The sequence below is a fragment of the Salinibacter ruber DSM 13855 genome, from assembly GCF_000013045.1.
Classification (GTDB): Bacteria; Bacteroidota; Rhodothermia; order Rhodothermales; family Salinibacteraceae; genus Salinibacter; species Salinibacter ruber.
The window spans coordinates 438,843-460,921 of sequence record NC_007677.1 but is presented as its reverse complement, the minus strand read 5'-3'; the positions used below and the strand labels follow the sequence as shown (position 1 = coordinate 460,921).

The following is a 22,079-nucleotide window of genomic DNA, read 5'->3' as shown; positions in this document are numbered from 1 at the left end:
GCCCCCCCAATCTATGAGCCAACGTGTCAGCCCAACCCTTATCGGCCTCTTCGTCGTCGGCGCCCTGGCGCTGGGCGTCGTGGGGGTGGGGGCCTTCGGCTCCGGGCAGTTTTTCGAGCAGCGAACGACGTTCATCAGCTACTTCGACGAGTCGGTCAACGGGCTCGACGTGGGCGCCCCGGTCAAGTTCAAGGGCGTGCCCATCGGCGAGGTGACGGACATCAACCTGCGCGTCGACCTCGAAAACGAGACGTTTCAGGTGCCGGTGCAGTACGCAATCAACCTCGATCCCGTGACGGACACCACCGGGGCGCGCCTCAACCTCGACGACCCGACCCTGCTCCGCGACCAGATCGAGGATGGGCTGCGGGCGCAGCTGCAGCTCGAAAGCATCGTCACCGGCAAGCTGTACGTCGAGCTCACGTACATCTCCGACCCGGACTCGGCCGTCTACGCCCAGGGCCCGCCGTCCCGTCTCTCCATTCCGACCGAGCTCTCCCCCCTGGCCAAGCTCGGCGAGGGCGCGTCCGGCCTGGTGACAAACCTGCGCCAGTTCGACGTGACGCAGATCAACGAGAACCTCGTCACCTTCCTCGTGAACGCCAACGACAAGCTGGAGGCGCTCGACGCCGAGGCGATCAACCGCTCGGCCCTGTCGACCATCGAGTCGGTGCGGAAGGTGGTGGAGTCCAAGGAGGTGCGCACCGCGTTGCAGGACATGCCAAAGGCCACCGAGCGGCTGCGGGCCACCATCAAGGACGCACAGGCCCTGATCCAGCGGCTCGATCGGGGCGTGGAGCCGACGGCCGACGAGCTCGAAAAGACGAGCCGGCAGCTCCGCGCGACCCTAAAACGGATGCGCCGCACGATGGACGAGGTGGATCAGACCCTCTCCCCCAATTCCGGCATCGGCTACCAGATGAACGAGGCCCTCTCGAACCTCTCGGAGGCCACGGAGGCCCTGCGGGTGCTCGTGCAGTCCCTGGAGCGCAACCCCAGCATGTTCCTCCGCGGCCGCGAAGAGCCCCCTCCCTCGAACCAGCAGTAGTTCCATGACTGTGCCCGTCCCCTCCGTTCTTCTCCGTCGGCTCGGATGGTGCGCCGTGGTCGTCGGCCTGGTCGCGCTCTCGACGGCCGGGTGTGTGCGCCTGTTGGAGCCGCGCACGAGCGACGCCACCTATTACCTGCTCGACGGCGCGTCGCCCCCCGATACCGCGGCGACGCCGCCTCCATCCACGGACCCGACCGGCCTGCGGATCGGCCTGCAAAGCCCGCGCCTGGCCCCTTACCTCGACGAGACGCGCCTCGTGACGCGCCACGGCCCCAACGCGGTCGCGTTTTCCGAATTTCACCGGTGGGGCGAAACCCTAGACCGGGGCATCGGCCGCACCGTGGCCCGCACGCTGGAGGCCCGTCCGGGGATCCGGTCGGTAGATGGGGTGCCGTGGCCGCGCGGGGCGACCTTCGACTACCTCCTGCGGCTGCACGTCCTCAGCTTCGAGGGCGTCGGGCCGCGCCCCCCAGGGCCGGACGCCGACGACGATGCCCCCCCACCGGACGGCCACGCTCAGATGACTGTGCAGTGGACCCTTCGCCGGCCAGGGGCGGACACCGTGTTGGTGCAGGAAACCACCCATCACCGAACGGAAGACTGGCGTGTAACCGACTACGAGGGGCTCGTTGCCCGCCTTAGCCGCGGCCTCCACGTGCTCGCAGACGACGTGGGGACGCACCTTCAGGCGCTCCACCGCCCGTAGCCCCAGTGCAGGCGAGCGTTCGCGGGCGTGCCCGCCTCCGACGCCGCTACGACTGCCGGCTCGTCCAGTCCAACCAGCCGGACAGGCCGAAGTAAAACGCGGGGTACACGAACGACACCCCGAGGACCCAGTCGCCCCCCCATGCCGGCAGCTCGGGGAAGGTGGGCAGCAGCGCCAGCAACAGCCCGAGCCACGCGACGCCCCCCACCGTCACAATGGCGCGCCACGGCGTCGGGGCGGCGTTCGGGTAGACGAACCGGACCGGCACCAGCGTCAAAACGGTGAGCGTAAGGACCGACCCCAGCGACACGTAGGCCCCGACCGCCCCGTACTCGACGGCGAGCAGGCCCACGTAGTACGCCACCACGTTCCAGTACGAGGGAAAGCCGAGGAAGAAGCCCTCCTGGCTCTGCTTCGCCGCGGTGTTAGCAAACCCCAGGAGGCTGGCCACCATTGCGAGCGTGACCCATAGGCCGTCCCACCCCGGCAGCCAGTCCATCCGCCACACGAGGGTAAGGGGAATGAACGTAAACGTCAGGTAGTCGACGATCAGGTCGATGGTCTTCCCTAGGATGCGGGAGGCGTAGAGCTTCACGTCCCACAGCCGCGCCAGGGGCCCGTCCGCCGCGTCGATGAAGACGGCCAGGGTCAGCCAGCCGAAAACCCATCGCGGGTCCAGGTCGACCCGCACGACCTCCCGCATGGCCAGAAACGCGAACGCCACCCCCGACGCCGTGAATAGGTGGACGAAGTAGGCGCGCACCTTGCGGCCCAACCGGATCCGTTCGGACCGGTCCTTCAGATCGCTCAAGTCAGTGGATCCCATGCGGATCGTATCCTCTGCGGCACCGGTGTCGGCGGCCGCACGTGGGCGGGAGTGGCAGTGGATGCCTATTACCTACAGATCAAGCCCCATAGGTGTCCATGACGAAACAGCAACATAAACGGGTTCTCTTTCCGTTCCACGGGGCGGGGCTCCAGGCGTCCATGCCTACTTTTCCTTGAACACCAGCGTCAGCGGAACGCCCTCAAACCCGAGCGCGTCCCGCAGCTTCCCCTCCAGGTACCGCTTGTAGTCGGTGCGGATGCCCTCCGGGTGGTTCGCGAAGAACACGAACACGGGCGGGGCCGTGCGCACCTGCGTGGCGTAGGTGATGTTGACGAACGCCCCGCTGCTGGTGGTGGGGGGATGTTTTTCGTCGAGGGCCGCCTGGACCACGTCGTTCAGGGCGCTCGTCTGCACGCGCGTCGCCCGCGCCTCCGCCACCTCCAGGGCTTTGTCGAGCAGCTCGTACACGCGCTGTTTGGTCACGGCCGACACGTACACGATGGGCACGTGGTCGAGCGTGCCCAGGTACTGCCGCAGATACTTCGTGTACTGGTCCATCGTGCCGTCGTCTTTGGGGACTAGATCCCACTTATTGACCGCCACCACCATGCCCTTCTTGTGCTCGTTGACCTCCGAGAGCACACTGAGGTCCTGCTTGTGCAGCTCCTCGGTGGCGTCGAGGACGAGCACGCACACGTCGCCCGCCCGGATGGCCCGCTCGCTGCGGACGGTGGCGTAAAACTCGACCCCGTCGGCCTTGGAGCGCTTCTGCATGCCGGCGGTGTCCACGAGCATCAGGTCGCGCCCCTCGTACTGCACGACGGACTGGACCGTGTCGCGGGTGGTGCCGGGCCTCTCGGTCACGATGGCGCGGTCGAACCCCAGGGTGGCGTTGACGAGCGACGACTTGCCCGCGTTCGGCTTCCCCACCAGCGAGACCTGCACGCGGTCTTTGTCCGCCTCGTCTTCCGTGCCGGGAAGCTCCTCCACAAGCGCCGCCATCATGTCGTCCACGCCCCGCTTGTTGGTGCTGCTCACCGGATACACCTCGCCGAGGCCCAGCTGGTAGAACTCGCTCGCGTCCCACTCGCGCTCCTCGTTGTCCGCCTTGTTGGCGACGACCATCACGGGCGTCTCGGTGGGGCGGAGCACGGTCGCAATCTCCTTGTCCATCTCCGTGATGCCGGTCGTCACGTCCACCACGAAGAGGATGACGTCGGCGTCCTCCAAAGCAATCTCGGCCTGCTCGCGGATCGCCCGCTCGTAGGGGTCGTCCGAGCGCGGGACGTAGCCGCCGGTGTCGACGAGGGGGATGGTGTGCCCCTTCCACTCGGCCTCCCCGTAAACGCGGTCGCGCGTGACGCCGGGCGTGTCCTCGACGATGGCCTGGCGCGAGCCGGTGAGGCGGTTGAAGAGGGTGGACTTGCCGACATTCGGCCGGCCGACGATGGCTACCAGCACAGCGGGAAGGGGGAATTGGGAAGAGGGAAGGAGTGGCGAGAGCGGGCTTACGACTGCAGGGAGCGCATGAGGGAGAGGAGCATTTGGCTCTCTGTGGTCGTCCTCCGGAGGGATTCGTTCCGGGGTCCTTCTGTCATACACGACAGGCGCTCCGCGATGATGACCTGCGCCCCCCAGCAACGAACTCCGGATCTGCTCCAAATGGTACCTGCTCCACATGGTACACGCACTCGTCGCGCGAACTGTATCCCTACCCCTCGGCAATATTCGATGGAATTGGGACCGCAACCCGACGCAGTTGCGAGATTAGCTCATACTGCTCCCGCTCCGGAAATCCGTCCCTCACGTCCCTCTTCCCCCGAAAAGCTATCGTCGTTCCTTCCAATCCAGGTACAGTGCCCGGGCGCACATGAAGGCCGACTCGGCGGTCTGCGTGGTAAACCAGTAATTGACGCCCGCGCCCACAGCCGCGCCAGCCAGCGGGACTGTCTGCCCCAGCTTGCGCTCCAGGAGCGTCTTCGCAATCTCGCGCGGCAGGTGGCGGTTCTGGTCGCGGAAGGTGCCGGACACGCGCCCCGCGTAGTCGAGGTCGTCGGCGAACGCAGCCGCGGCCACGCTCACCTCGCGCAGCGCCTCGTTGCGCGCCTCGCGCCCCCCGGACGCCGCCACGTTGAAGATCGACAGCACGAGCGGCTGAAACATCGGCCCCTCCAGCGAGAAGCCGTAGCTGGCCGCAATCTGCTGGATCAGACGCAGGTTGATGGTGAACAGGAGCGGGATGTCGGCGGCGACGAAGGCGGTGCCGGCGAGCCCCGTTCCGCCCCCTTCCAGGGCCGCAAGGAGCGTGTTCTGCCGGAAGCGGCTGCGGGCCAGCTCGTCGAGGTCGGCGACGGGCCGGTTGCGCAGGTCCTGGACGGACTCGGCGGGCAGGCCGCGGTCCTCCGCGGCGGCCAGGATGTCGTCGGCCGCGTGCGTCCATTCCGACGCGTCGCTGAGGGTGGAGAGGAACTGCTCCACCCGGTCGGTCACCTGGTCCATCTGGTCGGGCGAGACGACCTGCTCCACGGCCCAGTCCACCGGCCGCATGGCCCAGTCCATGGCCTGCGACGCCACGGAGGCGTCCGCGTGTTGCCAGTCCTCAATCTCGCGGCGAACGGCTTTTTCCTCGTCGGTCAGTCGCATGGTGTCGGGCATGAGGAAGAAGAGAACAACCGTTTCTATAACGCGAGGCACCCTGAAAAGATGCGGACGGGTCTTTGATGTCGTTCCTCGCGGGGGACGAGAGTGCCGAAGCGATTGTTACGAACGATCCGGTCGCCTCCATCCCCGACGCCGATACACCTCCTCCGGCCCATAGACGATTCGACGCGGGGCCGCCTCGTCGGGCGCGAGGCCGTAGCGCTCCGGCGCGTCGCGGTACAGCAGGGCCCCGAGCGGCAGCATGATCGCCGCCCGAAGTCCACCCATGATCAGGCACGTCGTCTGCCAGCCGTAGGCCTGGCGGCCCCTTTCCATGCGGGACGGGAAGAGCGCCGTGGCCCCGGCCGTGCCCAGTCCCAGCCGCTGACCCAGCGCATGCCCGCACAGCTCGCCGCGAGTAGCGCAATCAGGACGACGGCCACCCGGCGCGGCCCGTACCGGTCGAGCAGTCGTCCCGCGAGCGGAAGGCCGAGAGTCGCGACGGAGAGCCCCCCACCCGTAGTACACCGGACTCCGCTCCACGAGCGCGGACGACACGACGGAGCCGTTCGGAGACGCCATACCCTCCGATCTGCCCAATACGACAGCGAACGTCCCCCTCTTCCCCCTTCCCACGTCCCTCTTCCCCCAGCATCCTACAACAGCCACAGCCCCAGCCCGCCGATCAGGAAGCAGTAGTACGCAAAGTACTGCAGATTCCCCCGCCGCACCACGTCGAGCACCACGTAGATGGCCCCGATGCCCGAGCCGTAGGCGGCCACCGTCCCAATTCCCAGGGACAGCCCCGCGGCCCCCACGCCCTGCTCCATCAGCTCCAGGCCCTTGAGCACCGTCCCCCCGAGGACCACCGGCAGCAGCATCAGAAACGAGAAGTTCGCCGCCCGCTCCGGCGCCACGTTCTGGTAGAGGGCCGTGCAGATCGTGGCGCCCGACCGCGAGATCCCCGGGACGAGGGCACACGACTGCGCCACCCCCACCACGAAGGCCTTGACGCCGCTCAGGTCCCCGTCCGGCCGCGGCCCAATTCGCGTAAGCAGGAGGAGGACGCCCGTCCCCACCAGCATGGCACTCGTGAAGCGGGGGCTTCCGAAGGCCTGCTCCAGGGGCTCCCGAAAGAGCACGTACGCCACGCCGGTGGGCACGAGCGTAACGAGGATGAAGACCCCGAGCCGGAAGGTGTCGTTCTCCGCGAAGCGCGTGGGGACGGCCCGCGGCGCCCGGAGCCCGGCCCAGGCCTCCTCCACCAGCTCCGCCACGTCGTCCCAGTAGACCGTGAGAATGCTGAGCACGGTGCCAAAGTGGACGAACACCTCGAACGTCACGTCCGCCGCCTCCTTGTCGAGCCCCAACAGGTACTGCCCCAACACGAGGTGGCCGGACGAAGAGACGGGGATGAACTCGGTGAGGCCCTGAATGAGGCCGAGGAGCAGCGCTTCCCACCAGGTCATCGTGGAGAACGGGGGTTAAGCGGAGGAGAATCGGAACTGCGCTCCGCCAATCTACAAAGCACACGGCCCCCGCCCAAGCCCACGGCTTGAAACCAGGATGAGGCCGCGACGCCCGCCTCCGGTTCGCCCCCGTTCCTACGGAAGCGGCAGGCGGCACTCCACCACCGTCTCCCCGTCGTCGCTGGTAAGACGCAGGGTGGCCCCGATGAGGTTGGCCCGGTAGCGCATCAGGTGCAGGCCGAGCCCCTCGTCCTCCGGGGTGTCTCCCTCCCACCCGCGCCCGTCGTCCCGAATGGAAAGCACCAGGTCGGCGCCCTCCTCCCTCAGCCCGAGCTGAATTCGGCTCGGGTCGGCGTGCTCGCGGGCATTGGCCACCGCCTCGTGGGCGATGCGGTACAGGTTCATCGCGTCGGTCTCATCCTCAGGGCGCGTCTCGCCTTCCTCCCCCACGAACACGCACTCAACGTCCGAAAAGTCTTCTTCCTCGTCGGCCAGGTCCGCGAGGGCCGCGGCCAGGTGGTCCTGCCGGAGGGCCCGGGGAATGAGGGCGTGGGAGAGGGAGCGGATCTGGTCGGCCGCCTCCTTTACCTCCGACGAAATGCCCTCCAGGTCGTCGGCCGTCACCGCCGTGCCCTCCTCTTTGAGCCTGTGGGCGAGGGTGTCCGTGCGCATCACGACGTGGGTCAGCCCCGAGCTGATGACGTCGTGCAGGGCCTCTCCGATGCGCTGGCGCTCCCGGTCGCTGATCTCGATCACTTCGCGCTCCAGCTCGCGGTGCCGGGTCATGTCGGTGCCCGTCACGATGAAGTGCTGCACAGCCCCCGATTCGTGCCGGAGGGCCGTAAATGACCCTTTGATGAGGCGCGGCTCGCCCTCCGCCGGCGCCCACCGCATCTCCAGGTCGGCCCGGTCGGTCGTCCCGTCGGCGAGGGCGTCGAGACGGCTGGTCACCGCCTCCCGGTCGTCGGGGGCCACGAGCAGATCGCGCAGGTCCGTCCCCTCCGCCTCCGCGGCGTCGTAGCCGGTGAGGCGCTCGCAGGCCGTGTTGAAGCGCACGATGGACCCGTCCTCGCCGAGCACCACGATCAGGGCCCCGGCGGTGTCGATGAGGGCCGACACGAGATCCCGCTCCGCCCGCAGCGTCTCGGCGGCGTGCTTCTGAGCGGTGATGTCGACGAAGGTCATCACCACGCCCTCCACCTCGCCCGACACCGTGCGGTACGGGCGGAGACGCATCAGATACCACATCCGACCGGGGCCCTCCACCTCACGCTCGATTGAGGCCTGCTCCTCAAGCACACGTTCCGCATCCGCCACCAGCGCGTCGTACGCAATTTTGGGGATAAAGTCCGTGATGGGACGCCCCTCGTCGACGCTCCGAAGCCCAAAAATGTCGGTCATCGGCGACGTGTAGCGGCGGATCTCCAGGTCCCGGTCCAGGAACAGGGTGCCCACCTGGGTCGCCTCCATCAGGTTCTGCAGGTCGTTGTTGGCCTGGTCGAGCGCCTCCACCTTGGCGTTGAGCTGCTGGTTGGTGGTCGTCAGCTCCTCGTTGACGGACTGCAGCTGCTCCTTGCTGGTCTGAAGCTCCTCGTTTTTGGCCTGGAGCTCCTCGTTCATCGACATCAGCTCCTCGTTGGCCGTCTCCATCTCCTCGGTGACGGTCTCGTGCTCCTCGCTCGTAATCTGGAGCTGCTCCTTGACGTCCTGAAGTTCACTTTCCAGGTCGCGCTCCCGCTCCGTCGGCTCCTTCGACGACACGGTCGCCTCGCCATCCTCGTCCACGCCCCGCCCCGGGGCGTCGGCCTCTTCAAAACAGACCTGTGCGAGACGCTGCCCCCCTTCGGCGTCGTCGAGGGGCTGCACCCGAACCCGCACATGCTCGGGCCCGTCGCCCGCGTCGGGAAAGGGAACGGTCCGCTCCGTCGCCTCCCCCTTCTGGAACGCCTGGTAGAGCGCCCCGCGCAGTTCGAGTCGGAGCAGCGGGTGCACCTTTTCCAGCAGGTTGTGCGTGGGGGTGCCCGGATTGTGCTCCAGAAAGCGTCCCGCCCGCCCCGTCAGGTGCACGATCTCGCGGTTTTCGTCGACCAGCAGGCTCGCCACCTGATCCATGAGCAGGCGCCGATGCGTGGCAGCCACGTCCGTCGGCGCCGACACCGGAGACGGGGAGGACGAGGGGGGCTCCGACGCAGCGCGCGATGGGGCAAAGAGCGGCATCGGCCGGTCCTCGTCGGGCGCGGGCGGTTTCGCCTTCAGGATGCTCCGCGTGTCGTCGACCACCGAGAACGAGGACTGCGCCGGGCCGACGGCCTCCGAGGGCCCGAGGAACAGAAATCCTCCCGGGTCTAGCGCGTACTGGAACAGCCGAAACACGTACTCCTGCATCGTCTGGTCCAGGTAGATAAGCAGGTTCCGGCAGCAGATCAGGTCGAGCTTCGAAAAGGGGGGATCCTCGATGAGGTTGTGCTCGGCGAAGACAACCGTATTCCGGAGCGACGACGTGACGTGGTACCGGTCCTCCTCCCGGTAGAAGAAACGGTTGAGACGCTCGTCGGGGACGTCGGCCTCGATAGACACCGGGTACGTGCCCCGCCGGGCCGTGTCGAGCCCTTCGGTGTCCACGTCGGTGGCAAACACCTGCAGCTCCGGCGGGGCTTCCCTCGCGCGGGCATGCTCGTGCAAAAGCATCGCCACCGAGTACGCCTCCTCGCCCGTGGCACACCCGGGGACCCACACCCGAACCTCATCGTCGGCCGCCGTGTCCTCAAACAGCCTCGGGAGAACCGTGTCCGCCAACTCGTCGAATGCCTCTGGCGTCCGGAAAAAGCGCGTGACGCTGATGAGCAGTTCCTTGTAGAGGGCCCGCGTCTCTCCCGGCCGGTCCTCAAGCACCTGGAGGTAGGCCTCCAGCGTCTCGGTGTCGGTCACCTGAAGCCGCCGTTCGAGCCGCCGCAGCACGGTCGACCGCTTGTAGTGGCTAAAGTCGTGCCCGGTGTGGGTCCGCAGCGCGGCGAAGATCTTCTGGAGCGTCGTCTGCTCGCCGGAAGGGAGCGCCTCTTCGGACTCGGGCAGCTGGATGGCATGGGCGTTCCGGTGATAGGCCACCAGCTGCTCCGCGAGCGCGGAGGCCGGGCGCACGAGGTCAATCACCCCTGCCTCCAACGCATTGCGCGGCATCTCCTCGTGCCCCGCGTCGGCGGGCTCTTGCACCATGGCAATGCCCCCGTGCGTCTTGATGGCCCGCAGGCCCAGCGTGCCGTCCGTGCCGGTGCCCGACAGCACGATGCCGACGGCCTGGGCCCCGTGCTCCTCGGCCAACGAGTCGAACAGCGCGTCGATGGTGTGGGGACGGTGCCGGTCGGAATGAGCCGACAGGCGAAGCTGGGTCCCCTCTACCCACATCTCGTGCCGGGGCGGAATGACGTAGACGTGGTCCGGCCGCAGACCACAGTCGTCCGTCGCCGTCTGCACCGGCATGTCGGTGTCGTGCTGGAGAATCTCGGCGAGGCTGCTTTCGTGATCGGGCGAGAGGTGCAACACCACGACGAATGCCATCCCCCCGTCGCTCGGCAACGCCTCAAAGAACGCACGGAGCGCCCCCACGCCCCCCGCCGACGCCCCAATGGCCACGACCGGCACGCTCTGCTCCGACGTCTCGTCCGACCCCGGACCTACAGGAGATGCCTGAATGGCCTCTTTCGAAGAGGAGCTCATGCAATCCGCGACGCAACCTGTCGCAATTTGAAGAAAGAGTGATGTGTGCGCTCTCCTACGAGGACACTCTGGGAATGTTGAACCGGGACCCGGACGGACACGCCCGACGTGAACGAACCCGCCGACAGTCGCCCGCACCGACTCATGTTTCCCGAATCGACAGCGGACCGTCAGCGTTGTATCGACAAATTTATTCTTCACCGCCTGTCTCGACCATGCCCACTTGCACCTACTGCGACGCGCCCACCGACGCCCCCGTCACGGCCGAGGACGTGGACGGCGTGTTCTGCTGCTCCGGCTGCCTGGAGGCCCACCGCGTCGCCGACCCCGACGCGCACGACGCGTGCTGCCACCACGGCGACGGACACGGCCACGCGGGACACGACCCCGACCGGGACACCGACGAGACCGAGACGGCCTTCCTGCACGTCCGCGGGATGCACTGCACCAGCTGCGAGGACTTCATCGAGACGGTCGCCGCGTCGACGGACGGCATCCACGAGGCGGAGGCGAGCTACGCCTCCGACATGGCGAAGGTCGCGTACGACCCGTCCCGGCACCACGAATCGGACCTGCCCGCCCTCCTCAGCCAGGCCGGCTACGAGGCGCACCTGACGGCGCCCGAGGACGAGACGGCCGACCAGAACACCGCCGCGCGCCTCGTCTTCGGCGGCTTCTTCGGGATGATGGTGATGGTCGTGTACATCGTCCTCCTCTACCCCGTCCACCTGGGCGGGGAGGGCCTCGTCGACCTGAGTACGGAGGGCGGCACCTACGTCCTGGCAAACGTGTGGGCCTTTACCACCTTCGTCCTCCTCGTCACCGGCTGGCCCACGCTGCGGGGGGCGGCGGTGAGCCTGCGCGTGCTCCAGCCCAACATGGACCTGCTCGTGGGCCTGGCCGCCGTGAGCGCCTACCTCTACAGCGGCGGGGCCGTGCTCATGGGGCAGACGGACGTCTACTTCGACGTCACGGTCGTCATCATCATGGCCGTGTCGCTGGGCCACTACTACGAGGACCGGGTGAAGCGCCGCGCCACCGACCTGCTGAGCACCCTCACCCGCGAGCAGGTGGACGAGGCGCGGCGGGTCTCGGAGGGGGCGACGGAGACGGTCGCCGTCGACGACCTGGAGCCGGGCGACCGCGTGCAGGTGCGGGCCGGGGAGCGCGTTCCGGTGGACGGCACCGTGGCGGAGGGGCGCGCCGCGGTCGACGAGTCGCTGGTGACCGGCGAGTCCCTTCCCGTCACCCGCGCCGAGGGCGACGACGTCATTGGCGGCGCCGTGGTGACGAACAACGCCCTCACGGTGGAGGTGGGCGCGGCCGCCGAGAGCACGCTCGACCGCCTCGTCAACCTCATGTGGAATATTCAGTCGAGTCAGCCCGGGGCCCAGCGCGTGGCCGACCGCATCGCGGCGGTGTTCGTGCCGCTCGTGCTGGTCCTAGCGGCCGTCGCGTTCGGCTGGCAGTGGGCCAGCGGGGCGCCGGCCGCGACGGCCCTGCTTACGGGGCTGTCCGTCCTCATCGTCTCGTGCCCCTGCGCGCTCGGCCTCGCCACGCCCCTCGCCGTGGCCTCGGGGCTGCGCACGGCCCTGGAGCGCGGCATCGTCATCCGGGACGTGTCGCTCTTCGAGACGGCGCCGGACGTCGATACGCTGGCGGTGGACAAGACCGGGACCCTCACCACCGGCGCCATGCAGGTGGTCGACGCCGCGGCCGACGCGGCGACGTGGCGGCGGGCCCGCGCGGTGGAGCAGCACGCCGCCCACCCCGTGGCCCGCGCCATCGTCGAGGACGGGGAGCGAGTTCCCGCCGGCGACGGGGCGCCCGCCCGGGCCACCGATGTGCGCAGCCGCCCCCGGGGCGTGGAGGGACGCGTGGACGGCGACCGGGTGCGGGTGGGCCACCCCGAGTGGCTCCGGACGGAGGGCCTGCGCATGGACGACACCCTGGCCGAGCGGGCCGAGGCCGCGCAGGAAAACGCCCAGGTGCCCGTCGCCGTGGGGTGGGACGGCGCGGTGCAGGGCCTCATCGTGGTGGGCGACACCCTGCGCGACGAGGGCCTCGCCGTCATGGACGCGCTCCGGGGCGACGCGCGTGAGGTCGTGGTCATCACCGGGGACAGCACCGCGGCGGCCCGCCCGCTCCGCGAGCACGACGCCATCGACCGCGTGATCGCCGAGGTGCAGCCCGCCGAGAAGTCCGACCTCGTCCGCGGGCTGCGCGACGCCGGGACCGTCGCCATGATTGGGGACGGCAGCAACGACGCCCCCGCCCTCGCCGAGGCCGACGTGGGCATCGCCTTCGGCCCCACCGCCCTGGCCGCCGACTCCGCCGACGTGGTGATCCTGCGCGGCGACCTGACCCACATCCCGGCGGTCTTTTCCCTGGCCCGCGCCGCGCGGCGCCGCATTCGTCAGAACCTGGCCTGGGCCTTCCTCTACAACGCCGTGGCCATTCCGCTGGCCCTGGTCGGCCTCATCAACCCCCTCTTCGCCGCCCTCGCCATGGCCGCCAGCAGCCTCGGCGTCGTCGGCAACTCGGCCCGGTCCCTCCCCGTCGCGGATTCTCGACCCACCGACGGCAACGAGAAATGACGATTCCTCCACGGCCCCGCGCTCGAGCGCGTCAGTTTTTGAACGAGGACTCCGACGCCAACACTCAACTCTCAACCCGAAACCCTCAACGCTCACCCCAATGGACCTCCTTCTCTTCAGCGACGTGCACGGCGACCGCGAGGCCTGCCAGCGCCTCGTCGACCGCGCCGCCGACGTCGACGTGGTGGTCGGCGCCGGCGACTTCTGCGTGGCCCGGCGCAACCTACAGGCGCCCATCGAGACACTCTCCGCCATCGACACGCCGACGGTCCTGGTGCCGGGCAACGCCGAGACGGAGGACGAACTGGAGGCCCAGATCGACGCCGCCGGCTGGGGCGCCGCGCACGTGCTGCACGGCGGCGGCACGACGATCGACGGCACCCCGTTTTTCGGCCTCGGCGGCGGCGTGCCCGTGACCCCGTTCGGCCCGTGGAGCTACGACCTGACCGAAGACGAGGCCCGGACCCTGCTGTCCGACTGTCCGGAGGGGGCCGTGCTCGTGGCGCACTCCCCGCCCAAAGACGCGGTGGACCGCGACTCGAAGGGCCAGTCGCTCGGCAGCGTCGCGGTCCGCGAGGCCATCGAGGCCCACACGCCCCGGCTCACCGTCTGCGGCCACATCCACGGCAGCTGGGAAGAGACCGCCCATGTCGGTCCTACACCGGTCCACAACGCCGGGCCCCACGGGCGCATTTGGACCCTTTCTGAGGCGGACGGGGCGTAGATTCATCGCGGCGCCGGAACGTTTATCGCCGTTGAAATTTAACTTCCAGAAGAAGTGGTTATTTTTGCAGAAAGCACCATCCCCCCTCAGAGGGCCTGCACCACATCCCAAGGGCCCTGTCGCCGGCGCAGCGGGACTGGGGGACGCATTCGTGCTCCGACATAGCGCTCTGATCCCGACCGGATGAACAACCCCGCCTCGCCCCCAGGGACATTTTTCTCCGTGGATGGAGACCGCAGCGCAGAGGTCCCGATTGAAAACCCGGCCTACCGAGATCGCCTCCGCGGCCTCCAGACCGACGACACCCGCCCCCCCAACGAGACGCTACGGGCCCTTCTCCGACTCGGCGCCGAATGGCTCGACGTGGAGCTTGGGTATCTTGCCCGCGTCGACCCGGCCGCGTCCACGTACGAAGTCGCGGCGGTCAGCGGGCCCCATCCCACCGTCACGAAGGGCGATACCGCCCCCCTGGCTCAGGCCTACTGTCGGCGCGTCATCGTGCGCGACGACGCCCTGGCCCTCGAGGACGCGCCCAGACAGGGCTGGGACGGCGACCCTGCGTACGAGACGTTTCGGCTGTCCACATATCTCGGGGCCAAGGTCGTTGCGGATGGGGCGCTGTACGGGACCCTCTGCTTCGTCGACCGGGCCCCACGGCAGGCCGCGTTCGACGAGTCGGACGCCGCGGCCCTCGCCCGCCTCGTCCAGGCCGTGGAGCAGACGCTGGAGCGCCGCCGGCCCGAGGCCCGTCCCCGGCAGACCTCGGCCCGCCTGGAGGCCCTGTTCGAAGAGGCGCCCGACATGATCACCTTCCATGACGCCGACGGGCAGCTTCTTCTGGCCAATCCGCGCCTCTGCGAAATGACCGGCTATGACGCCGACACGCTCACCCGCCGGCACATGTGGGACGTCGATGTTTCCCTGAACCCGGACGACGCCCGGGCCCGGTGGGCCACCATGGCCCCCGGCGATCAGCACCGCCGGGAGGGCCGGTATCGCCGAAAGGAGGGCTCGACGTTCCCGGTGGAGGTCGATCTCCGGTGCATTGCCGTCGATGGGGCGCGCCAGTTCGTGGCGACTGGGTGGGACACCACCGAGCATAGACGGACGGAAAACGCCCTCCGCGAGAAAGAAGCCCGGCTGCGCGGGCTTGCCAACAGCCTGCCGGGCGTGACCTACCAATTTTACGTCCGTCCCGGCGGGGAGTGGGGCTACCACTTCGTCGGGGAGAAGGCCGCGTCCGTCCTGGGGCTCTCCCCGGACCCGGACGGGTTTTACGACCGGTTTGTGCAGTGCATCCCGCCCGAGCACCGCGAGCGGTACAGGGCGAGCACGAAGGCCGCGGCCGCGGAGCACCGCCCCGCCCGCATGGAACTGCCGTTCGAGCGGCCCGACGGCACCCGCATCTGGCTGCTCTGTTCTTCGATGCCCGAGCGCAGAGAGAATGAGACCCTCTTCAACGGGGTGCTCCTCGACATTACCGACCGGCGGGAGGCCGAGCAGGCCGTGCAGGCCGAGCGCGACCGGTTCGAAACGCTCTTCCACAACCTGCCCACGCCGGTCGTGCACGGCTGGTCCGACGAGGAGGGCCACCTCCGGGTCCAAACCGTCAACGACACCTTCGAGTCGGTCTTCGGGATCGGCGAGGAGCAGATCCGAACCAAGGACCTCCAGGCCGAGATCGTACCGCCCGACGCCCAGGACGAGGCGGACTCGATTCGCCGCTGGTTGCTGGCCGGTGAACCGGTGGACCGGGAGGTGCGACGGGAGACGAGCGACGGCACTCGGGACTTTCGGGTCCAGGTGACCCTTCGGGACGACGGCCCGGGCCCGACGGAAGGGTATGCCATCTACACCGACATCACCGAACGGAAGACGAAGGAACGCGAGCTCCGCACGCGTGGGCGCCTGTTGAAGCAGCTTCGCGAGAACATTACGGACGTGGTGTGGATGAGCCCGGCGGACAAGTCGGAGATTGAGTTCATCAGTGACGCCTACGAGGAGATTTGGGGCCGCCCGACCGATCAGCTCCACGACCACCCAAACGCCGTGGTGGAGGCGATTCACCCGGCCGACCGCGATCGGGTCCAGGCGGCCCTGGACACCCAGCGCAAGGACCCGGACGCCTACGAGGAAACGTACCGGGTCGTCCAGCCCGACGGCACCGTGCGGTGGGTGCGCGACCGGGCCGCGGGCGTGTACGGCGAGGACGGGCGGCTCGAACGCATTATCGGGGTGGCCACCGACATTACGGAGCGGAAGCGCCGTGAGCAGGTCCTCCAGGCGCGTCAGGACAAGGTGGAGGCCCTCTACACCACGACGAGCCAGGTGCTCCGTGCCGAAAGCACAACCGCGGTGGGCCGCTCCATCGTGGACCTGGTGAACGAGGTGTTCGGGTACCCTGTCGTCATCGTCCGCTTTCGCGAGGACGAACGCCTCGTCCCGGTCCAGGCCTCGCCCGACGTCGCCGACCACGTTCCCAACCCGTCGTCCTTCGACGTGACGGGCGAGAGCGTCGTGGCCACAGCCTTCCGGGACGGGGCGACCGCCCTGTTCGACGACCTGAGTGCCGTCGGCGATTCGGTCGACTACGGGGCGGTGCGGGCCACGGCCGTCGTGCCGATCGGGACGCACGGCACCATCTCGGTCGCGGCCCTGGAGGCCGGAGCCATCGCGGGCTTCGACCGCCGCCTGATCGAGATTCTCTCCACCTACGCCGCCCTCGTGCTCGACCGGATCGAATACGAAGGCGAACTCGTCTCGGCCAAAGAGGAGGCCGAGCGCCTGAATCGAATGAAGAGCGCCTTCCTCGCCAACATGAGCCACGAGATCCGCACCCCACTGACCTCGATCATTGGGTTCGCCGAGGTGATCGGGGACGAGGCCACGAGTCTCTTGGAGCATTCGGACTCTCCCCCCGACGCGGTCACCGCCCTCGACCAGTTTGCCGACCTCATCGAAGAGAGCGGGCACCGCCTGCTGGAGACGCTCGACACGGTGCTCAACCTCTCGCGGCTGGAGGCCGGCGAGATGGAGCTTGACTGCAGCCCGCTGAACCTGGCGGACGAGGTGGCGGAGGCCACCGACCTGTTCGAGCCCCAGGCCCTCACCGAAGGCATCGACCTGCAGGGGGAGACGGCGGAGGGGCCCCTCTGGGCTCGTGTCGACGAGGGCGGCCTGCGCATTGCCCTCCAAAACCTCATCTCCAACGCCCTCAAATACACCGAGGAGGGCGGGACGGTCCGCGTCCGGGCCGGCCGGAGGGGGGACGACGTGGCCCTGGAGGTCGAGGACACCGGCGTCGGCATGGACCCCGACCACGTGCCGGAGCTCTTCGAGCCGTTCCGCCAGGAGTCGGAGGGGACCGGCCGGACGTACGAGGGCACAGGCCTCGGCCTGGCCGTCACGAAGCAGGCGATCGAGCAGATGGGCGGCACGATCGCGGTCGAGACCGCAAAGGGCGAGGGCAGCTGCTTCACCGTGCGGGTGCCCGCGGCGGACGCCCCGGACCCGGCCTAGCGGCGCAGGCGTGGGGACACGGAGAAAGGTTTTGGAAATTTGCCCGCGGCCTGCGCCAAGCCGCCCCCACACGCTGGACGCTTTCCCTGCTCCTGCATATCGTTTGGGATGAAGCTAGGGGTGTTCGGCGCCGCACGGCGGCCGGGCTGAGAGAGTCCCTCCGAACCTGATCCGGGTCATGCCGGCGCAGGAAAGCACAGTTCTCCCCCGTCTTTCTGTGGGCCTCGCGCCCCTGGCTTCGCGTTCATTTCGTTCTGCAACCCACCCCGCGAAGCCCCCATGGACCTGACTGCCCCCCTCGACACCCGTGCCTTCTCCGTGCCCCCCTTTGCGGAGGCCTGCCTGGACCACGCCGACGACACGTGGACGGCGGCCTTCGACCACCCGTTCGTCCACGCCCTCGCCGAGGGCACGCTGGACGCGGACACCTTCATGTTCTACCAGATGCAGGACGCGCGCTACCTGGAGGCGTTTGCCGACGCCGCCTCTCTCCTCTCCACCCAGTGCACAGACCCGGACGACACGCTCTGGTTCATCGACGCGGCCCGCCTCGCGATCGTCGTCGAGGGGGAGCTCCACGAGGGCTACGGCGACGAGCTCGGGTACGGCCCCGACGACATCCGCCAGCTCCAGCTGACCCCAAACAACCGGGCCTACCAGAACCACATGATCGAGCGGGCCCAGCGCGGCACGCTCGTGGCGGGCACGGCCGCCATCACGCCCTGCCCCTGGCTCTACGTGGAGCTCGGGCAGCGCCTCGAACGAGACATGGGCGCGATTCCCGAGGACCATCCCTACGCCGAGTGGCTCGCCATGTATCGCGACCCGGAGTTCAACGAGTACATGGACAACCTGCTGGAACGCCTGCAACGGTTTGCCGACGCGGCCGACGACGCTGCACGCGAACGCGCCAAGACGGCGTTTACCACGAGCGTCCGCTACGAGTGGATGTTCTGGGACCAGGCCTGGACGCAGCAGGAGTGGCCGGTGTAGGAGCGCCTCCGCGTTGCGGGTCCGGCGCCGGAGCGGCCTACAACTGGAGCGTCACGTAGCCCTTCGCCTCCAGCCGAAACAGCTCGTGGAAGCCGTTTGGGGCGGTGTCGATGCCATCGAGAAGATCCCCTTCAGTCACGCCTGTCTTTTTCATGGCGAGGCCGCACGCCACCACGCGAACCCCGGCGTCGAGGCTCTCGGTCAGGGCGGCGGCGTGCGGGCCGCCCGTCACGAGGCCTTTCACGGCGGGCCCCACGACCACCACGTCAGCGGCCGCGGCCGCAAAGCCGTCCGCCTCGCCGGTGAGCGAGGTGCGAGCGCTCATGAGCACCACCGGGAGCATGTCGGCGCTGCGGACGAGGTAGGCCGTGCGGGGCGCCTCTGCCGCGGCCCGCGAGGGCGCATCGGGCGAAGACGTGGTGGGCTGTGCCTGGGCGCCCAGCGGCAGCAAGAGAGCCGCAGCGAGGAGCAAAAGGGACTGCGCACGGCGGCAAACGAGAGCGTTCATGCGGTGAACGGTCATGGGGTAGAAGGTCATGGGAGAGGAGTAGAAAGTGAGGCCGGTCGGATGGCCGCGGGGACGCCGCAATGCGCCCCCGTGGTGTTCAGACGCAAGGGCGCGCATCACCTCAGAACAGGGACCGGAGGCCCGCCACCACGTCGCGCTGCAGCATCGCCAGGGCCGGCACGATCAGCATGAGCACGGCCGTGCCCACCAGGATGCCACCGCCCAGGCTGATGGCCATGGGCACCAGGAACTGCGCCTCCACGCTCCGCTCCAGGATGAAGGGCGCGAGGCCAAAGAAGGTGGTGAGCGAGGTCAGCAGGATGGGCCGGAAGCGCACCTGTCCGGCCCGGACGAGGGCCGCGCGCCACGAGGCCCCCTCGTCCCGCTCCTCGTTCGCAAAGTCGAGCATCACGAGCGCGTCGTTCACGATGACGCCACTGAGTCCGATGATGCCGAAGATGCTGGGCAGGATCAGGTTGTACCCGAGCAGAAAATGGCCGAACAGGGCGCCGATCCAGGCGAAGGGGATCGTGCTCATGATGATGAGCGGCTGCACGTAGGAGCGGAAGGGGATGGCCAGGAGGCCGTAGATCGCGAACAGGGCCAGCAAGAAGCCAATCTGGAGCGAGCCCTGTGCCTTCCGCTGCTCGCGCTGCTGGCCGCCGAACTGATAGGACAGGGTCGGAACCTGCGCCTGCAGGGCCGGAAGCGTCGCCCGTTCGAGGCGGGCCGTGGCCGCCCCGCCCGTCGTGACGGCGGGATTGACGTCGGCGCTCACCGTGACGACGCGGCGCCCGTCCTGCCGGTCGATCTGGGTGGGGCTGTAGCCGAGCGAAACCGTCGCCACCTCCTCCAGGGGAACCTCGGCGCCGCCGGGCGCGCGGATGCGGTAGTCGCTCAGGTCCGCCACGGCACTCCGCTGCGCAGCGGGCAGGCGGACGTACACCCGCACCTCGTCCTCGCCCCGCTGCAGGCGGAACGATTCCGTGCCGAAGAAGGCCGCCCGCACCTGCCGGGCCACGTCGCTCAGCGTGAGCCCGAGGGAGCGGGCCGCCGGCTTCATGCGGAGGGACAGTTCGCGCTTTTCCTCCCAGTCAACTGTTACGTCCTGGACGCCGGCGTACCGCCGGAGCGTGTCCTGCACGACGTCCGCGGCACGCGTCATGACGTCGGTCGTCGGGGCAAACAGCTGCACAGAGACCGGGTCGCCGCCCGGCCCGCCCGCGGTGCTGGTAAACGCGAGGGACTGCACCCCGGCGGGCGTTCCGACGGTGTCGCGCCACTGCTCTTCGAGAACCGGGGAGGGGACGCTGCGCGCCTCCGCGTCCACCATCTCGATGCTCACCTCCGCCACGTTCGGGCGCGGGGCCGTGAAGCCGGCCTGCGTGCGGCCGCCCGAGGCCACCGGCTGGCGGCTCACCGTCGTGTAGGTGTTCTCGAGCAGCCGCTCGTCCGCCTCCTCTTCCAGATCGCGGAGCACGCCCAGGCCCTGCGCCCGGAGCCGCTCGGCCCGGCGGGCGGTCTCGTCGGCATTGGTGCCCGGCGGCATCTCCAGCTGGGCCGTCACCACGTTGCCGGGGATGCTGGGGAAGAATTCGTTCTTGACGTACCCGTTCGCCACGAGACTAAACGTGACGACGAGGAGCGAGAGCCCGCCGACCAGCGTCACCCCGTAGCGGCGGGTGGCAAACCGGAGGAGGGTCGTCAGCGGCCCGTGGACGAACGCCACGAGGCGGTCGTGGACCCCGGCACGGATCCCGTCGAGCCATTGGCCCACGGCGGTGGACGGGCCGTCGTCGCCGGTGCCGTGGGACAGGTGGGCCGGCAGCACGAAGAGCACCTCCACCACCGACACGATCAGCACGAAGATGACGACCGTGGGGATGTCGCCGAGAAACTTCCCGATCGTGCCGCCCACGAAGAGGAGCGGCGCGAACGCGGCGATGGTGGTGAGCACGGCAAACACCACGGGCGTCGCCACGCGCTGGGTGCCCTCCACGGCCGCCGTCAGCGGGGCGCCCGTGCGCTCCTGCTCGGCGTAGACGTTCTCCACCACCACGATGGCGTCGTCCACCGCAATGCCCATCGCGATGATGAAGCCGAACACCGACAGCATGTTGATCGACACGCCCAACTGCTGCATGAAGATCAGCGCGCCGACGAACGAGAGAAGGATGCCCGAGGCGGTCCAGAACGCCTTCCGGGGGGCAAGAAAGAGCGTGAGCACCACCAGGACGAGAACCAGCCCCAGGACCCCGTTCTCGACCATGATGGTGAGGCGCGTCCGCAGGCTCTCGGCGCTGTTTCGCCAGACGGTGGCCTCAATGCCCCGCGGCAGGGTCGGACGGAGCGTCTCGCTGAGGTAGGTCTTGACCGCCTCCTCCACGCTCAGCGCCTGCTCGTCGCCCGTCCGGAAGACGTTGAGCAGGACGGCGGGATCGCCGTCAAATCGCGTGCGGAGGTCTGAGTTCTGCTCGAACCCGTCCACGACGGTCGCCACGTCTCCGAGGAGCACGTTGGTGCCGTCATTCCGGCTCAGCAGGACGATGTCTTCGAAGTCCGACTTCGTGTAGTTCTGTCCCTCGGTCCGAATGGTGATGTCCGAGTCCTCCGTCTCGATGCTGCCGCCGGGGAGGTCGAGGCTCCCCTCGCGCACGATCCGCGACACCTGCGCCAGCGTGAGCCCGTGCGCCCGCAGGGCACCCCGGGACACTTCGATGGAAATCTCCTCGTCGGGCACGCCACTGACCTCCGCATACGAGACCTGCGGGGTGCGCGTGAGGTCCCCCTCGGCGCGTTGGGCGGCGTTTTTGAGGGCGCGCAGGGACGCCTCTCCGTGGAGGGCCACCTGGAGCACCTGCTCGCGGTTGGTCACCTCCGTCACGACCGGCTCCTCCGCGTTTTCGGGAAACGACGTGACGCGATCGACCTCCGACTTGATGTCGGTGCGGGCGCGGTCCAGGTTGGTGCCGCGCTTCAGCTCCGCGGTCACCACCCCAATGTTGTCCGCCGCGGTGCCCAGCAGCCGGTCGATGCCCTCGACGCCTTCGATGCGGTCCTCCACGCGCCGAATGATGTCGTCCTCGACGTCCTCGGGGGAGGCGCCGGGATAGCGCACACGCACCTCCACGGCGTCGAGGCTGAACTCGGGAAAGTTCTCCTGCACCACGAGGCCCCCGGCCGCGACCCCGCCGACCAGGAGGAGCATCATAAGCAGGTTGGCCGCCACGCCGTGACGCGCAAACCAGTCAATGGCGCGGTTCATGAGACACTAGAGGGGAAAACGGAGCGGTGCAATGCCCTCCCGGCGATTCGTCGACGTGAGGAGA

The 22,079-nt window shown here is 68.7% G+C and carries 14 protein-coding genes and 1 riboswitch; of the genes, 6 read left to right on the top strand and 8 right to left on the bottom strand.

Annotation, left to right across the window (positions count from 1 at the left end):
* Positions 1–13 precede the first annotated feature (13 nt).
* Both SRU_RS01855 and SRU_RS01850 read left to right on the top strand, forming a co-directional pair.
* On the top strand, positions 14–1,048 hold the full coding sequence (locus tag SRU_RS01855; protein ID WP_011403121.1) for an MlaD family protein: 1,035 nt from the start codon (positions 14–16) through the stop codon (positions 1,046–1,048).
* 4 nt (positions 1,049–1,052) lie between these two features.
* Complete coding sequence (locus tag SRU_RS01850) at positions 1,053–1,757, top strand: PqiC family protein (protein WP_011403120.1); 705 nt, start codon at positions 1,053–1,055, stop codon at positions 1,755–1,757.
* A 46-nt stretch (positions 1,758–1,803) separates the two neighbouring features.
* Here the strand turns inward: SRU_RS01850 and SRU_RS01845 are convergent, their stop codons facing one another.
* The 6 genes from SRU_RS01845 to SRU_RS01815 form a co-directional block, all read right to left on the bottom strand.
* Positions 1,804–2,568, bottom strand: a complete 765-nt coding sequence (locus tag SRU_RS01845) for a CDP-alcohol phosphatidyltransferase family protein (protein ID WP_118838093.1) — start codon at positions 2,566–2,568, stop codon at positions 1,804–1,806.
* 180 nt (positions 2,569–2,748) lie between these two features.
* The gene (gene der / locus SRU_RS01840; protein WP_237701844.1) at positions 2,749–4,047 is read right to left on the bottom strand and encodes a ribosome biogenesis GTPase Der; all 1,299 of its coding nucleotides are present in this window, start codon (positions 4,045–4,047) and stop codon (positions 2,749–2,751) included.
* A 366-nt stretch (positions 4,048–4,413) separates the two neighbouring features.
* A complete protein-coding gene (locus SRU_RS01830; protein ID WP_237701843.1) occupies positions 4,414–5,229 on the bottom strand; it encodes an EcsC family protein in 816 nt (271 codons plus the stop codon).
* Between the two features lie 117 nt (positions 5,230–5,346).
* Entirely contained in the window at positions 5,347–5,514 is a 168-nt protein-coding gene (locus SRU_RS01825) for a hypothetical protein (RefSeq protein WP_162713341.1), read from the bottom strand.
* Between the two features lie 368 nt (positions 5,515–5,882).
* On the bottom strand, positions 5,883–6,695 hold the full coding sequence (locus SRU_RS01820) for an undecaprenyl-diphosphate phosphatase (RefSeq protein WP_011403116.1): 813 nt from the start codon (positions 6,693–6,695) through the stop codon (positions 5,883–5,885).
* A 135-nt stretch (positions 6,696–6,830) separates the two neighbouring features.
* A complete protein-coding gene (locus SRU_RS01815) occupies positions 6,831–10,409 on the bottom strand; it encodes a chemotaxis protein CheB (protein ID WP_237701842.1) in 3,579 nt (1,192 codons plus the stop codon).
* A 215-nt stretch (positions 10,410–10,624) separates the two neighbouring features.
* Here SRU_RS01815 and SRU_RS01810 point away from each other — a divergent pair, with 215 nt between their 5' ends.
* From SRU_RS01810 to tenA, 4 genes are all read left to right on the top strand, one after another.
* Complete coding sequence (locus SRU_RS01810; protein ID WP_011403114.1) at positions 10,625–13,006, top strand: heavy metal translocating P-type ATPase; 2,382 nt, start codon at positions 10,625–10,627, stop codon at positions 13,004–13,006.
* 100 nt (positions 13,007–13,106) lie between these two features.
* Positions 13,107–13,730, top strand: coding sequence for a metallophosphoesterase family protein (locus SRU_RS01805; protein ID WP_011403113.1), 624 nt, complete (start codon positions 13,107–13,109; stop codon positions 13,728–13,730).
* A gap of 222 nt (positions 13,731–13,952) precedes the next feature.
* Complete coding sequence (locus tag SRU_RS01800; protein WP_237701841.1) at positions 13,953–17,249, top strand: PAS domain S-box protein; 3,297 nt, start codon at positions 13,953–13,955, stop codon at positions 17,247–17,249.
* A gap of 106 nt (positions 17,250–17,355) precedes the next feature.
* A riboswitch (TPP riboswitch) is annotated at positions 17,356–17,459 on the top strand.
* A gap of 69 nt (positions 17,460–17,528) precedes the next feature.
* A complete protein-coding gene (gene tenA / locus SRU_RS01795) occupies positions 17,529–18,242 on the top strand; it encodes a thiaminase II (protein ID WP_011403111.1) in 714 nt (237 codons plus the stop codon).
* A gap of 37 nt (positions 18,243–18,279) precedes the next feature.
* Here the strand turns inward: tenA and SRU_RS01790 are convergent, their stop codons facing one another.
* On the bottom strand, positions 18,280–18,750 hold the full coding sequence (locus tag SRU_RS01790; RefSeq protein ID WP_162713340.1) for a DsrE family protein: 471 nt from the start codon (positions 18,748–18,750) through the stop codon (positions 18,280–18,282).
* A 121-nt stretch (positions 18,751–18,871) separates the two neighbouring features.
* Entirely contained in the window at positions 18,872–22,015 is a 3,144-nt protein-coding gene (locus tag SRU_RS01785; RefSeq protein WP_011403109.1) for an efflux RND transporter permease subunit, read from the bottom strand.
* Positions 22,016–22,079: the final 64 nt, after the last annotated feature.